13 protein-coding genes and 1 pseudogene are annotated in these 14,015 nt (G+C 66.4%); 6 read left to right on the top strand and 8 right to left on the bottom strand.

Translation table 11 applies throughout. The annotated features are described in order from the left end of the window. Positions 1-9: 9 nt before the first annotated feature. Positions 10-927 (bottom strand): class I SAM-dependent methyltransferase, encoded by a 918-nt coding sequence (locus tag AC5Y30_RS12650; protein ID WP_499918497.1) that lies wholly within the window; start codon positions 925-927, stop codon positions 10-12. Positions 928-1,000: 73 nt separating this feature from the next. On the opposite strand from AC5Y30_RS12650, the gene AC5Y30_RS12645 reads away from it, so the two are divergent. Next, positions 1,001-1,807, top strand: a complete 807-nt coding sequence (locus AC5Y30_RS12645) for an enoyl-CoA hydratase/isomerase family protein (protein ID WP_499918496.1) — start codon at positions 1,001-1,003, stop codon at positions 1,805-1,807. A gap of 3 nt (positions 1,808-1,810) precedes the next feature. Here the strand turns inward: AC5Y30_RS12645 and AC5Y30_RS12640 are convergent, their stop codons facing one another. From AC5Y30_RS12640 to AC5Y30_RS12625, 4 genes are all read right to left on the bottom strand, one after another. Beyond that, positions 1,811-2,677, bottom strand: coding sequence for an LLM class flavin-dependent oxidoreductase (locus AC5Y30_RS12640; protein ID WP_499918495.1), 867 nt, complete (start codon positions 2,675-2,677; stop codon positions 1,811-1,813). A 112-nt stretch (positions 2,678-2,789) separates the two neighbouring features. Continuing rightward, the gene (locus AC5Y30_RS12635; RefSeq protein ID WP_499918494.1) at positions 2,790-3,533 is read right to left on the bottom strand and encodes an STAS domain-containing protein; all 744 of its coding nucleotides are present in this window, start codon (positions 3,531-3,533) and stop codon (positions 2,790-2,792) included. 370 nt (positions 3,534-3,903) lie between these two features. After that, positions 3,904-4,887, bottom strand: coding sequence for a DUF4873 domain-containing protein (locus AC5Y30_RS12630; RefSeq protein ID WP_499919011.1), 984 nt, complete (start codon positions 4,885-4,887; stop codon positions 3,904-3,906). Between the two features lie 245 nt (positions 4,888-5,132). Beyond that, positions 5,133-6,038 carry an AurF N-oxygenase family protein gene (locus tag AC5Y30_RS12625; protein ID WP_499918493.1) on the bottom strand — a complete coding sequence of 302 codons (906 nt, stop codon included), beginning with the start codon at positions 6,036-6,038 and terminating at the stop codon, positions 5,133-5,135. Between the two features lie 124 nt (positions 6,039-6,162). On the opposite strand from AC5Y30_RS12625, the gene cobF reads away from it, so the two are divergent. From cobF to AC5Y30_RS12605, 4 genes and pseudogenes are all read left to right on the top strand, one after another. Then, positions 6,163-6,909 carry a precorrin-6A synthase (deacetylating) gene (gene cobF / locus AC5Y30_RS12620; RefSeq protein ID WP_499918492.1) on the top strand — a complete coding sequence of 249 codons (747 nt, stop codon included), beginning with the start codon at positions 6,163-6,165 and terminating at the stop codon, positions 6,907-6,909. A 4-nt stretch (positions 6,910-6,913) separates the two neighbouring features. Continuing rightward, positions 6,914-7,156 (top strand): annotated as a pseudogene (locus AC5Y30_RS12615) (DNA-formamidopyrimidine glycosylase family protein); the annotation flags it as partial. 153 nt (positions 7,157-7,309) lie between these two features. Next, positions 7,310-7,777 (top strand): zinc finger domain-containing protein, encoded by a 468-nt coding sequence (locus AC5Y30_RS12610; protein ID WP_499919010.1) that lies wholly within the window; start codon positions 7,310-7,312, stop codon positions 7,775-7,777. Between the two features lie 41 nt (positions 7,778-7,818). Beyond that, a complete protein-coding gene (locus AC5Y30_RS12605; protein ID WP_499918491.1) occupies positions 7,819-8,568 on the top strand; it encodes an SDR family oxidoreductase in 750 nt (249 codons plus the stop codon). Between the two features lie 3 nt (positions 8,569-8,571). On the opposite strand, the gene pgi is transcribed toward AC5Y30_RS12605, so the two are convergent. Next, on the bottom strand, positions 8,572-10,236 hold the full coding sequence (pgi, locus tag AC5Y30_RS12600; RefSeq protein WP_499918490.1) for a glucose-6-phosphate isomerase: 1,665 nt from the start codon (positions 10,234-10,236) through the stop codon (positions 8,572-8,574). 65 nt (positions 10,237-10,301) lie between these two features. Then, positions 10,302-10,622 carry a chorismate mutase gene (locus tag AC5Y30_RS12595; RefSeq protein ID WP_499918489.1) on the bottom strand — a complete coding sequence of 107 codons (321 nt, stop codon included), beginning with the start codon at positions 10,620-10,622 and terminating at the stop codon, positions 10,302-10,304. 391 nt (positions 10,623-11,013) lie between these two features. Between AC5Y30_RS12595 and pcrA the strand changes: the two genes are divergently transcribed. Next, positions 11,014-13,338, top strand: a complete 2,325-nt coding sequence (gene pcrA / locus AC5Y30_RS12590; RefSeq protein ID WP_499918488.1) for a DNA helicase PcrA — start codon at positions 11,014-11,016, stop codon at positions 13,336-13,338. Between the two features lie 85 nt (positions 13,339-13,423). Here pcrA and AC5Y30_RS12585 read toward each other — a convergent pair whose 3' ends face one another. Beyond that, entirely contained in the window at positions 13,424-14,014 is a 591-nt protein-coding gene (locus tag AC5Y30_RS12585) for a hypothetical protein (protein WP_499918487.1), read from the bottom strand. Between the last annotated feature and the right edge of the window lies 1 nt (position 14,015).

The raw sequence follows: 14,015 nt of genomic DNA, 5'->3' as shown, positions 1-14,015 counted from the left end.
TCACGGCGGCTAGGGCCGCACCGCGCTGACGAAGCTGATCGTGGCGGCGGGAACCTGGTGCTCGACGGGCCCCAGTTGCGGTAGGCCCGCGGCGGAAAACAGGTCGGCGAGCCGAAATGTGCTGGTATCCCATCCGTTTGCCGCCAGGTGCGCGGCGACGTCGGTGTGCTCGCCCGGGTAGGCCAAACCGGCGATGTCCAGATCGAGCCCCTGCCGTCGCCACCCCTCGGTCGCGAGCCGGGACTGTTCGCGCCCCTCCGGGGTCGCCGGGGCGACGGTCCCGAAGTCGGCGGCGAACCGGCTGCCCTCACTGGACAACGGAATGATGGAGTCCAGCAACCGAACTTCGGCCTCGGGCGGAAGGAACCCGATCAACACTCCTTCGGCCAGCCACGCCGTCGCCTGCGCCGGGTCAAAGCCCGCCGCCTGCAAAGCCGCCGGCCAGTCCTCACGCAGATCGATACCCACCGTGCGGAGTTCGGCGGTCGGGGCGGCGCCGATCTCGGCCAGCGTCGCCGTCTTGAACGCGATCACCTCCGGCTGGTCGATCTCGTACACCGTCGTGCCGGCCGGCCAACGCAGCCGGTAGGCCCGCGAATCCAGACCCGATGCCACGATCACCACCTGGCGCAGACCGGCCTGACCGGCTGCGGCGAAGTAATCGTCGTAAAACCGGGCCCGGGCGGCGAATGTGTCCACCATCCGCGAAAATTTGACGCCGTTCTCGAGCTCGTCTGAATCGAGTTCGCCGGTCGCCAGCTTGGTGAACACGTCCAGCCCGACGGCGCGCACCAGCGGCTCGGCGAACTCGTCGGTGATCACCGGTTGTGGGCGTCTGGTGGCCGCCGCGCGGGCCGCGGCCACCATGGTGGCGGTGGCGCCCACGCTGTTGGCCAGGTCCCAGGTATCGCCTTCGGTTCGTGCCATGGCTTCTCCTTCGATGCGGTCGCAACCACGGTATGCCTCCTGGGTGAATTGCGTCGTCGCCTACGGTTCCCCTATGCCCGCAGTGACACTGGAACCCCTCGAAGACGAGATCGCCTGCATCACCCTCAACCGGCCGGAGCGCCTCAACGCCATCGATGGGTCGTTGATCGACGGCGTCCACGAGGCCCTGGATGTGCTGGACCAAGGCGAGTACCGGGTGGCGATCCTGACCGGCGCCGGGCGCGGGTTCTGCGCCGGCGCCGATTTGAGCGGCACCGGTCAGGCGTGGACGAAGAACAAGCCGACCACCCCGGCGTTCAAGGTCAATTACGACGCCCAGGTTCGGTTGGCCAACCTGTACACCCGGATCTACGAGATGGACGTTCCGGTGATCGGCGCGGTCAACGGTGTCGCCGTCGGGGGTGGCCTGGCGTTCGCGTTGGTCTGCGATATCCGCGTCGCCTCCGAGCAGGCCCGATTCGGTTCGGTGTTCATCAAGGCGGGCTTCTCGTCGATGGACATGGGCACCAGCTACCTGCTGCCCAAGATCGTCGGCGCCGGGGTGGCCCGCGAACTCATGCTCACCGGTCGCATCATCGACGCGGCCGAGGCCTATCGGATCAAGCTGGTGCACGAGGTCGTCGCCCCCGATGATCTGATGCCGGCCGCGGTCAAGCTGGCGCGCTCGATCGCCGAGAACAACGCATATGGCGTGTGGCAGACCAAGATTGGCCTCAACGCCGCCCTGGACGCCCCCAGCCTGCGCCACGCCATCGAGATCGAGAACCGCACCCAGATCCTCAGCGGCTTCACGAACAACCCGGTGGAGGCCGCGATGGCGCACCGGGAAAAACGCGCACCGAAATGGGATGTGCTGTGAGAGTTACAGTTTCGCGATGACGTTCTCGGCGAACATCTCCAGATTGCGGATCTTGCTGTCCAGCGGCTCGTTGTCGTTGCCCTTGATGTAGGGGATGCGGAATCCGACGATGACGTCGGTGACGCCCTTGTCCTCGAGCCGTTTGATGCCGTCCGCGGTGTAGGCGTCGGCCGAGATGACGTGGATCTCGAACGGCCCGGTCTTGCCTGCTTCTTCGCGGAACTTGGTGAGCTTGGCCAGCAGGTGGTCGAGTTCCTCGGGGTCGCCGCCGCCGTGCATCCAGCCATCCAGGCGTGCCGCACGCCGCAGTGCCGCGTCGGCGTGCCCGCCGATCAGAATCGGGACGGGTTTGGTGGGGGCCGGGGTCATCTTGGTCTTGGGGATGTCGTAAAACTCGCCATGGAATTCGAAGTACTCACCAGTGGTGAGCCCCTGAATGATTTCGATGCATTCGTCCATCCGCTTGCCGCGCCTGGCGAACGGCACACCCAGCAGCTCGTAATCCTCGGGCCACGGGCTGGTGCCGACTCCGAAACCCACCCGGTTGTCGGTCATCGCGGCCAGCGAGCCGATTTGCTTGGCCACCAACGCCGGTGGCCGGATGGGCAGCTTGAGCACGAAGAAGTTGAAGCGCAGCTTGGTGGTCACCGCGCCCAACGCCGAAGTCAGCACGAAGGTTTCGATGAACTCCTTGCCGTCCAGGAACTCGCGGTTGCCGTCCGGGGTATAGGGGTACTTCGAGTCGGATTCGAAGGGGTAGGCGATGCTGTCGGCGATCGTCATGGCGTCGTAGCCGGCCGCCTCGGCCGCCTGAGCCAGCGGGATGTAGTACCTAAAGTCCGTCATCGCCTCTGCGTAGGTAAACCGCACGTCATCTGCCTTCCTGAAGGGGTCGTCTTCCGACATTAGAACGTGTTCTAGTTTCAGCACAACCGCGAAATGGGCGCGACGACGCCGGGCCGCCGGCTGGAGCAGGTTTGCGCTACAGCTGGTTCTCGGGACCGATGACAGCCCACACCGTCTTGCCGAACGAGGTGGGTGTGCTGCCCCAGGCTCGGGACAACGCCTCGACGATCGCCAGCCCGGACACGTCGATGCCTTTATTCGGCGAGGGCAGTCGCACCGCAGGCGTGTTGCTCGCATCCGACACCGCGATGGTCGCGGCGTCACCTTGCGCCTCGATTCGCACCGCCGGGACGCTCGCGGTGTGTTCCAGCACGTTCTCCACGAACACGTTGACCACCACCAGCGCCACCGGAATGAGCTTGGACTGCGACCAGGCGGTAAGCCATTCACGGACCAGGCGCCGCGATTCGCGCAGGCTGGTCAGGTCGGCGGGCAGCTGAATGTCGGCGCGCCGCACCGGGCGACGTCTGTTCTGGCCGAGCGCTTTGAGCGCGGCCTTCTCGCTCGAGTAGATGGGCATGAAGTGGCTGACACCGCTACGGGTGATCGCGTCGCGGGCCGCGCGGTCGGTGCAGACCAGCAGAATCGGGATGTGGGGCGCGTCGCCGAGCTGCCAATACGCGCCCATGAAGGCGGACCATGCGGATTCGGTGTGAACCTTGAGCCCGGAAACGTTGACGATCACGGCCGCCGCGTCGTCCAGTGTGGCCTTGAGGATGCGGTCGCGAAGCGGGGTTTCGTGGGCGGCATCAAGTTCGCCGTCGACGGTCAGAACGGCAACCGAGTTATCCGTCCGCATTGCCACGGCCACCGGGGTCATTCCAGCTCGGTCCTGGTGTCCGTTTTCATTTCCCGCTCCTCGCATTCCGCCGGGACGATTGCTTGAGTATCCGCTCTCAGCGGCAAAAGTCTAATCGGGGCGCCGGCGGCCAAATACCGCCCGAAACCGCACGCGGCGATTGGGACCCGGCAAATCCGTACCCACAAGCTCGCAACGAAACCACCATGCGGCCCTCCACCGTGGGAAGTCGACCATCACTCCACGCGCCATGGGGCTCAACGCCCGGCACGCGCTTTGTTCGGGGTTACCACACCGCGATTGCCGCCAAACTTTTAGGTACGTCCGGTGGCCGGTGCGTTAACCAGTGCAAAGGCACTGGCTCGGCCGGCGTGCGGGCGCGCAGATCGGCTCAGCGGTTGCTCAGGGCGTAGGGGGGAGCGCCTACTCCGGCGACCGAGTGCGTCCCCCACGGTGTTCTTTCGACGATGCGGGCGGCCGCGCTGCACTCTCCGACGGTCAGCGTGCCGGTTCTCGCCTGCTTGAGGATCTCGCCGGACAGCGGTTCCGACTCGGAACCAAACACCGTTCCCTGCCAGTGGTAGCGGCCGTCGATCGGGTCCAGATGACCGGTCAGCCGGACCCGCACCGGGTGGCGGGCGCCGGCGATTTCCAGTGTGGCGGCGCCGTCGTAAATGTCTTCGCCGGCGGGCACGCTGGCCGAGAGTTCGAAGGCCGACGCCACCGGGGGCGGCTCGGGGGCATGCAACTGAGCCCGCTCATTGAACACCTGCTGGCTGCTGGCGCGCACCTCGATGCGGCCACTGACGGTGCGCCGCATGGCTTTCAGGCATTCGGCGATGTAGCGCGCCTGCGCGTCCGGGTCGGGTCCGGTGATGAAGAAGTAGTTGGGAAACCCGCGAACGGCCACCCCGTAGAAGGGCTCCATGCCGTCGTGCCAGGCGCGGCGGATCGGCAGCCCGGCCGCGCCGACCAGCGTCTCATCGGCGACGTCCTGCGGAATGCAGAATCCGGTCCCGTAGATGATGGCGTCGACCCGGTGGTCGGCGCCATCGCTGGTGCGCACCCCCGTCTCGGTCAGCGCCTCGATGACCGACGAGGCGATCGCGACCGAGGGCCGGCCGGCCGTCCGAATGTGGCGGCGCAGCCAGCGCTGGGCCCGCGTGGACCACGCCGGCACCTCGCTGACGACGCGACGCGGCGCGTGGGGGAACACGGTGACCGATGCGGCTGTGTGGGCCAGCCGGTCGATGTGGTGCCCGGCGCTGGCGTCGGTCCCGACGACCGCGATGCGCTTGCCGGACGGATCGAATCCGGCATCCCACGCCGCGGCGTGAAACGACTCCCCGCCGAACCACCCGGATATGCGCGGCAGCCACGGTCGCTGGACCGGACGGTCAGCGGCGACGACGATGTCGGCCCGCAAGACCGCGCCACCGGCCGTGGTCAACACCCAGGTGTCGGTGACGTCGTCGAAGCGTGACCTCTCGACATGGTCGTCGAGGGCGACGAGATCGGTGAAACCGGCTGCCAGCAAGGCGGTTTGGGCGTTCTCACCGCGGGCGCCCGCGCCGACGACGACGATATGACGGCGGTGCTCGGCGCGGTCATGCGGCTGCGTCACAGAAATCTGCTGCGCTTCCAGCCGCGGCGGGCGATCGAGCCCATCAAGCCGACTTCGGTCAAAAACGCCGCCAGTGGCGCGAAGCCGGCGACCTGCACCTCGCGCCGGTGCGGACTGGAGCGCGCGACCTTTCGGGCCCGCCTCGGGTCCAGACCCGCTCGCGCGTACGGCACGGGGTTGCTGAAGAGGTAGTTGAAGAAGTAGCCGCCCAGGCCGTTGATGTTGGCCATGAACCAGCGGTTCAACCGGGGCATTTCGACCACGCGCTTGCGGGCACCGTCGCGCGCAAACTGGATGTGACGCGCCTCTTCGGTGACGTGAATACGCATGAGCCGCTGGATGATTGGCTGCAATTCCGGGTCGTCCATCATCTGCCGCTGCAGCGAGTCGAAGATCTCCTCACCGATCAGGGCGGCCACCCAGAGCATCGAGCCGCGCTGAAAGGCCAATGGCAGCAGGTTGATGATCATCCGGTGCAACCGCCGCGGACGTACCGGCTTGGCGCCGACGCGTTCGATGGCCTTGCCGAACATCACCATGTGCCGGGTCTCGTCACCCAGTTCGGTGAGCTTGTAATGCGTCGACTTGCTTGTCGGGTCCTCGTGCAGGATCGTGCGCAGCAACGATTGATTGAGCATGTTCTCGAACCAGATCCCGGCCGACAAGGTGTTGACCAGTTCGTGGCGGGACAGCTCGATCTGCTGCTCGCGGGTCATCTCGTCCCACATCGGCGTGCCGTAGAGCGACACCAGCCTCGGCGGCAGATAGAACTTGTCCGGGTCGAGCGGGGCGTCCCAGTCGATGTCGACGACGGGCTCATAAGACTTTTTGACCGAGCCCTTCAGCAGGCGGTCGGAGAATTCTTCACGACTGGGCCCTACCGGCTTGACCGCTGAGGTCATTGCGCCGCTCCCTCCATTGGGTGCTTCAGACGGTACCCATGGTACTGGGTACTTGCGGTCCCGGCTAGATGCTGAAGGTTGCGATTCGGCAATCTGTCGGGCAACGGGCGGCGGGAGGCGACGAGTGGGTCGGCACATTCACGTCATCGGCATAGGTGCCGGCGATCCCGCCTACCTGACCGTGCAGGCGATCGAGGCGCTGAACGACACCCAGGTGTTCTTCGCGATGGACAAGGGCGAGCAGAAGAGCGACCTGGTGGCGCTGCGCCGCGAGATCTGCGGCCGCTTCATCCGCGAGCCGGGCTACCGCTTCGTGGAGCTGTCGGACCCGAAGCGGACAGTCGATGCCGACTACCGGGACGCGGTCGCGGATTGGCACGCCGCCCGCGCGGCCATCTGGGCCGACGCCATCTCCACCGAGCTGGGCCCGCATGGCGTCGGGGCGTTTCTGGCGTGGGGCGATCCGTCGCTCTACGACAGCACCTTGCGCATCCTCGACGCCGTGGCCGCGCGGGTCGACTTCACGTTCGACGTCATCCCGGGCATCACCGCCGTGCAGGCGCTGACCGCGCGACACCGCATCCCGCTCAACGAGGTCGGCGAACCCGTTCTGATCACCACCGGAAGGCAACTGCGCAGCCGCGGGCCGGCTCCCGGATCCGCCGTCGTGATGCTCGACGCCGACTGCTCGTTCCGTCTCTGTCCGCCCGACACGCGGATCTGGTGGGGCGCCTATCTGGGCACCGACGACGAACTGCTCGTCGCGGGCACCGTCGGCGAGGTGGGGTCCCGCATCGTTTCGCTGCGAGCCGAAGCCCGCGCCCGGCACGGCTGGATCATGGACACCTATTTGCTTAGACCGGCACACTGAAACCGTGCCCGAACTACCCGAGATCGAAGCGCTGGTCGACCACCTGCGGCGCCATGCCGTCGGCCTGACCATCGGCCGGGTCGACGTCGCCGCCCTGTCCGTGTTGAAGACGTTCGACCCGCCGATCAGCGCGCTGCACGGCCAGACCGTGGTCGGGGCCGAGCGGTGGGGCAAATACCTCGGGTTGCGGACGGACAATCTCTATTTGATCGCGCACCTGTCGCGGGCTGGCTGGCTGCGGTGGTCGGACAACCTGGCCGCGGCGCCGCTGCGGCCCGGCAAGGGCCCGATCGCGCTTCGGGTGCACCTGGGTACGCCCGGTGCGGCGCCCGGCTTCGACCTCACCGAGGCAGGCACCCAGAAGCGGCTGGCCGTGTGGCTGGTGGCCGATCCGCAGCAGATCCCACAGATCGCCGGCCTCGGGCCGGACGCGCTGGACCTGGACATGGGTGCGCTGGGCGATCGGTTGGCCGGTAACACCGGCCGGATCAAAACGGTCATCACCGACCAGAAGGTGATCGCCGGGATCGGCAACGCCTACAGCGACGAGATCCTGCACGTCGCCCGCATTTCGCCATTCGCCACCGCGAACAAGCTGACCGGCGCCCAGCTCGCCACGCTGCACGATGCGATGGTCTCGGTGCTCACCGATGCGGTGAGCCGGTCCGTCGGGCAGGGGGCGGCCACGCTCAAGGGCGAGAAGCGTTCCGGATTGCGGGTGCACGCCCGCACCGGATTGCCCTGTCCGGTATGCGGGGACACCGTTCGCGAAGTGTCGTTCGCCGACAAGTCTTTTCAATACTGCCCAACGTGCCAGACGGGTGGCAAGGTCCTCGCCGACCGGCGCATGTCGCGTTTGCTGAAGTAGTCGCGCGACCGCGAGTTGACACCTGTCGATATGCTGCCCCGATGACTCGCCAGAAGATCCTCATCACCGGTGCCAGCTCCGGCCTGGGCGCCGGGATGGCGCGCGCGTTCGCCGCCAAAGGCCGCGACCTTGCGCTGTGCGCGCGGCGCACCGACCGGCTCGATGAGCTGAAAGCCGAGCTGTCGCAGAAACATCCGGGCATCACGATCGCGGTCGCCGCGCTCGACGTCAACGACCACGAGGCCGTCCCCAAAGTGTTCGCCGAACTCAGCGACGAACTGGGCGGCATCGACCGCATCGTCGTCAACGCCGGCATCGGCAAGGGCGCGAAACTGGGGTCCGGCAAGCTGTGGGCCAACAAGGCCACCATCGAGACCAACCTGGTGGCAGCTCTGGTGCAGATCGAGACCGCCCTGGAGATGTTCAACAAAACCGGTTCGGGCCACCTGGTGCTGATCTCCTCGGTGCTCGGCAACAAGGGCGTGCCCGGCGTCAAGGCGGCCTACGCGGCGAGCAAGGCCGGGGTGAGCTCACTGGGCGAATCGCTGCGCGCCGAATACGCCAAGGGGCCCGTCAAGGTTTCGGTCATCGAGCCCGGCTACATCGAGTCGGAGATGACGGCGAAGTCGAACAGCACAATGTTGATGGTGGACAACGAAACCGGCGTCAACGCGCTCGTCGCCGCCATGGAACGCGAGCCCGGCCGGGCCGCGGTGCCGTGGTGGCCGTGGGCGCCGCTGGTGCAGTTGATGCGGGTGCTACCGCCTCAGCTGACCAAGATGTTCGCCTGAGATTCAGCTGGTTCGCCCGCGTTCGGTGCGGTAGCGGCGCACCAGTGCGTCGGTGGAGCTGTCGGACTGCGGCGCCGGCGAGCCGTCGGCGGTGATCACCGGAAGCAACGCCTTGGCCTGGGTTTTGCCGAGCTCCACTCCCCATTGGTCGAACGAGTCGATTCCCCAGATCACGCCCTCGGTGAATACCTGATGTTCGTACAGCGCGATCAGCTGGCCCAAGACGGACGGGGTGAGCCGGTTGGCCAGGATCGAGGTCGACGGCCGGTTACCGGGCATCACCTTGTGCGGCACGACGTCCGAAGGCGTGCCGTCGGCGGCGATCTCTTCGGCGGTCTTGCCGAAGGCCAGCACCTGGGTCTGGGCGAAGAAGTTGCTCATCAACAGGTCATGCATGCTGCCGCTGCCCTCGGCGGTGGGCAGATCGTCGAGGGGTTGGCTGAACCCGATGAAATCGGCGGGCACCAGTCGGGTGCCCTGATGCAGCAACTGGTAGAACGCGTGCTGCCCGTTGGTTCCCGGTTCGCCCCAGAAGATTTCACCGGTATCCGTGGTGACCGGGCTGCCGTCCGCGCGGGTCGACTTGCCGTTGGATTCCATGGTCAGCTGTTGCAGATAGGCCGCGAAACGCGCCAGGTCATTGGAATACGGCAACACGGCGCGCGATTGCGCGTCCATGAAGTTCGAATACCACAGGCCGATAAGGCCAAGCAGCACAGGCGCGTTCGATTCCAGTGGCGTCGTCTTGAAGTGCCGGTCGACGATGTGGAATCCGGATAAGAAGTCCGCGAAGGCTTGTCGGCCGATAACGGCCATCAACGAAAGACCGATCGCCGAGTCCACCGAGTAGCGGCCGCCAACCCAGTCCCAGAACCCGAACATGTTGTCGGTGTTGATGCCGAAATCGTCGACGAGGCGTTTGTTGGTGGAGACGGCGACGAAGTGCTGCGCCACGGCGGCGTCGCCGAGGGCGTCGGTGATCCAGCGACGCGCGGCCGTCGCGTTGGTCAGGGTTTCCAGCGTCGAGAACGTCTTGGACGCGACGATGAAAAGCGTTGTGGCGGGGTCCAAGTCGGCCAGGGTGGCGATCAGGTCGGCGGGGTCGACGTTGGAGACGAAACGCGCCGAGATCCCCGCATCCGCATAGTGACGCAGTGCCTGGTAGACCATCACCGGGCCGAGGTCCGATCCGCCGATCCCGATGTTGACCACGGTGCTGATCCGTTTCCCGCTGGCCCCGGTCCAGTCGCCGGTGCGCAACCGGTCGGTGAACTCGCCCATGGCGTCGAGCACCGAGTGCACGTCTTGGACGACGTTTTCGCCGTCGACGACCAGTTCGGCGTCCCGGGGCAGTCGCAGGGCGGTGTGCAGGACCGCGCGGTCCTCCGAGGTGTTGATGTGCACCCCGGCGAACATCTGGTCGCGGCGCTCCTCGAGGTTGGCCGTGCGCGCGAGATCGATCAAGAGCCGCAGCGTTTCTCGTGTGATGCGGTGCTTGCTGTAATCGATGTAGAGGTCGCCGACGGAGACGGTCAGCTCGCGGCCGCGATCGGGATCGTCGTCGAAGAACTGCCGAAGATGGGTGTCGCCGATCTGGTCGTGATGCCTGCGCAGGGCGTCCCATGCCGGGGTGGCGGTGATGTCGGGGAGGATGTGCACGGAGGTCATCCTTCGACACTATGGGCTGTGACGTGACGGAGCCAGGTGTCGGGGCGAGCCGGTGCTCCGCCGCGTCAGTGACCGAGCCGGCCCCTGCCCAAGCGCAGCAGCAGTATCGCCAGGTCCTTGCCTTCGGGGCCGAGTTCGCTGTAGCGCTCGATCACCTTCATTTCGCGGCTATGGACCAGTCGCGTGCCGCCGGAGGCCATCCGGGCCTTACCGATCGCCTGCGATACCTGGGTGCGTCGTTTCACTGCATCGAGAATCGCGGCGTCGAGCCGGTCGATCTCCTGGCGCAAGTCGTCTATGTCGGTGACCTCTCGGGTCTCCGCGATCTCGGTGTTCATCTCTGCTGACTCCGCGTCTTCGTCGTGATTGGGGGGTTCTGGTCTCATGCAGTATCGGGCCTCACAAAAGACGAGCCCCGGGCGCCGAAAGCGGACCACGGGGCTCTGCGGAAGCAGTTAACCCACGGGCACCGCGAACCGGCACCCGTAGGGGAGTCAACGGCGCCACTCCTGAGTCGTGGAGTGTCGCCGACACTGCGCGTTGAGCACGAATCGAGTTTGCCATCAAAAATGCTAGACGTACAAAGAATGGGATTTAAGCTGCGGTTTTTGAACTTGGGTGCAATTGCGCCGGCGATCGAACCCGGTCCGGAAATCGCGGTCCGACACGCCGAATTCCCGCGAGTCGGCGTGACGGCGTCCCGGTCGCCCCGGCCACTAACCTGGTCTGATGCCGGGGCGCTTCAGCGTCAGTGGGCGGCGGTAAGTTTGGACTGACATGAGTGTGCACGCAACAGATGCCAAGCCGGCCTCCGAGGCAGATCAACTGCTCGAGGGCCTCAATCCCCAACAGCGCCAGGCGGTGGTGCATGAGGGCTCCCCACTGCTGATCGTCGCGGGTGCGGGTTCGGGAAAGACCGCGGTGCTGACCCGCCGCATCGCGTACCTGATTGCCGAGCGTGGCGTCGGGGTCGGTCAGGTGCTGGCCATCACCTTCACCAACAAAGCGGCCGCCGAGATGCGGGAACGGGTGGTGCGGCTGGTGGGCAACCGGGCTCGCGCCATGTGGGTGTCGACCTTCCACTCGACCTGCGTGCGCATCCTGCGCAACCAGGCGTCCCTGATCGAGGGCCTCAACTCCAACTTCTCCATCTATGACGCCGACGACTCGCGGCGCCTGCTGCAGATGATCGGGCGCGACATGGGCCTCGACATCAAGCGCTATTCGCCGCGGCTGCTGGCCAACGCCATCTCCAACCTGAAGAACGAGCTGATCGACCCGGCCGCGGCGGTGGGCAACCTGACCGACGATTCCGACGAGCTGTCCCGCACCGTGGCCGGCGTTTACGGCGAATACCAGCGGCGGCTGCGCGCGGCCAACGCGCTGGACTTCGACGACCTGATCGGGGAGACCGTGGCGGTGCTGCGGGCCTTCCCGCAGATCGCCGCGCACTACCGGCGGCGGTTCCGTCATGTTCTCGTCGACGAATACCAGGACACCAACCACGCGCAGTACGTCCTGGTGCGCGAGTTGGTGGGCACGGACACCGCGGACGGCGTGCCGCCCGCCGAGCTGTGCGTGGTCGGCGACGCCGACCAGTCGATCTATGCGTTCCGCGGCGCCACCATCCGCAACATCGAGGACTTCGAACGCGATTACCCGGACGCGACAACCATTCTGCTGGAACAGAATTACCGCTCGACGCAGAACATCCTGTCCGCGGCCAACTCCGTGATCGCCCGCAACTCCGGACGCCGCGACAAGCGGCTGTGGACCGCCGAAGGCGCCGGTGAGTTGATCGTCGGCTACGTCGCCGACAACGAACACGACGAAGCCCGATTCGTCGCCGAGGAGATCGACGCGCTGGCCGCCAACGGCGAGATCACCTACAACGACGTCGCCATCTTCTACCGCACCAACAACTCGTCCCGGTCGTTCGAAGAGGTGTTCATCCGCGCCGGGATACCCTACAAAGTCGTTGGCGGAGTGCGCTTCTACGAGCGTAAGGAGATTCGCGACATCGTCGCCTATCTGCGGGTGCTGGACAACCCCGGCGACACGGTCAGCATGCGGCGCATCCTCAACACCCCTCGCCGGGGCATCGGCGATCGCGCCGAGGCGTGCGTGGCGGTGTATGCCGAGAACACCGGCGCCAGTTTCGCCGACGCGCTCGTGGCCGCGGCCGAAGGCAAAGTGCCGATGCTGAATTCGCGTGCCGAGAAGTCGATCGCCGGTTTCGTCGAACTGCTCGACGAGCTGCGCGGACGCCTGGACGACGATCTCGGCGATCTGGTCGAGTCGGTGCTCGAACGCACCGGATACCGCCGGGAACTCGAATCCTCGACCGATCCCCAGGAACTCGCGCGTCTGGACAACCTCAACGAACTCGTCAGCGTGGCACACGAATTCAGTACCGATCGGGCCAACGCCGCGGCACTGGGCGAGTCCTTGCAAGCCCCCGAAGACGAAGACGTGCCGGATACCGGCGTGCTGGCCGAGTTTCTGGAGCGGGTTTCGCTGGTCTCTGACAGCGACGAGATTCCCGAAGACGGCGCCGGCATGGTCACCCTGATGACGCTGCACACCGCCAAGGGCCTGGAGTTTCCGGTGGTGTTCGTGACCGGATGGGAGGACGGGATGTTCCCTCACATGCGGTCATTGGACGATCCGGTCGAACTCTCCGAGGAGCGGCGGCTGGCCTACGTCGGGATCACCCGGGCCCGCCAACGGCTCTACCTGAGCAGGGCGATCGTCCGGTCCTCCTGGGGACAGCCCATGCTCAACCCGGAATCGCGCTTCCTGCAAGAGATTCCACAGGAACTCATCGATTGGCGACGCACCGCGCCGGCCCCCTCGTTCAGCGCGCCCGTGAGCGGTGCCGGCCGGTTCGGCACGCCGCGGGCCGCCCCCACCCGCTCGGGAATGAGCAAACGCCCGCTACTGGTGCTCGCCCCCGGCGACCGGGTGACGCACGACAAGTACGGGCTGGGCCGGGTCGAGGAGGTGTCCGGCGTCGGCGAATCGGCGATGTCGCTGATCGACTTCGGCAGCTCGGGCCGGGTGAAGCTGATGCACAACCACGCCCCGCTCAGCAAGCTTTAGCCCCGGCGGCAATCGACCGCGTCGAACGTGCACTCACGGCGGAAATTCGGCGAAATATTCGCCCGCAGTGCGCGTTCGGTGAAGGTCAGGCGCCCAGCCACCGTTTGGTCTGCGGAAGCAGCACCAGCACCACCGTGGCGATCGGCAATATCGGCAGCAGGTGCACCACCCATGCGACCCGCGCGCCGGCGATGAACACCCCGATGTAGGTGAGGAAGGCGACGAGGGCGCCGGCCATCAACAGGTAGCGGCTGATCGATCGGCGCTGCAGCAGCATGATCACGCCGGACACCGTGGTCCCCGCAAACACCAGGGCCAGGAACGCGACCGCGATGCAGAACAGACGATCGGTTCGCCACCAACCGGCGATCAGATCGGTGGCCACCACCGACGTGGCCCAGCCGCTGATGATGCTCACCGCGCACGCGGCAACGGCCGTCCGATCGGAGGGTTCGAGGGCCGGGACCCCGGCATAGTTGGTCCGACCCGCATGGGGACCGGCCCGGTAGGGCGCCGATTGCGGAGCGAAGTGCGTTGTCGGGGCGTCCGGCGTGGTCGGGATGGGGCCGGTAGGCGCGCGGCGGATGATCCGTGTCCGTGAGTCGGAGGGCGGATCGTGCTCGGGCGTGGGCTCGGGCGGACGCGGACCGGAAGGTTCTTCGTTCGGCTCGGTCACC

This window comes from Mycobacterium sp. NGS27 (genome assembly GCF_059813005.1).
Note: the sequence above shows the minus strand (reverse complement) of the source record. Positions and strands in the feature narration are given on the sequence as shown.

What these genes read in the sequence shown, in the direction of transcription:
- AC5Y30_RS12650 (WP_499918497.1), bottom strand. Translation starts at nt 927, where the DNA reads ATGGCACGAACCGAAGGCGATACCTGGGACCTGGCCAACAGCGTGGGC.
- AC5Y30_RS12645 (WP_499918496.1), top strand. Translation starts at nt 1,001, where the DNA reads ATGCCCGCAGTGACACTGGAACCCCTCGAAGACGAGATCGCCTGCATC.
- AC5Y30_RS12635 (WP_499918494.1), bottom strand. Translation starts at nt 3,533, where the DNA reads ATGACCCCGGTGGCCGTGGCAATGCGGACGGATAACTCGGTTGCCGTT.
- AC5Y30_RS12625 (WP_499918493.1), bottom strand. Translation starts at nt 6,038, where the DNA reads ATGACCTCAGCGGTCAAGCCGGTAGGGCCCAGTCGTGAAGAATTCTCC.
- AC5Y30_RS12605 (WP_499918491.1), top strand. Translation starts at nt 7,819, where the DNA reads ATGACTCGCCAGAAGATCCTCATCACCGGTGCCAGCTCCGGCCTGGGC.
- pgi (WP_499918490.1), bottom strand. Translation starts at nt 10,236, where the DNA reads ATGACCTCCGTGCACATCCTCCCCGACATCACCGCCACCCCGGCATGG.
- AC5Y30_RS12595 (WP_499918489.1), bottom strand. Translation starts at nt 10,622, where the DNA reads ATGAGACCAGAACCCCCCAATCACGACGAAGACGCGGAGTCAGCAGAG.
- pcrA (WP_499918488.1), top strand. Translation starts at nt 11,014, where the DNA reads ATGAGTGTGCACGCAACAGATGCCAAGCCGGCCTCCGAGGCAGATCAA.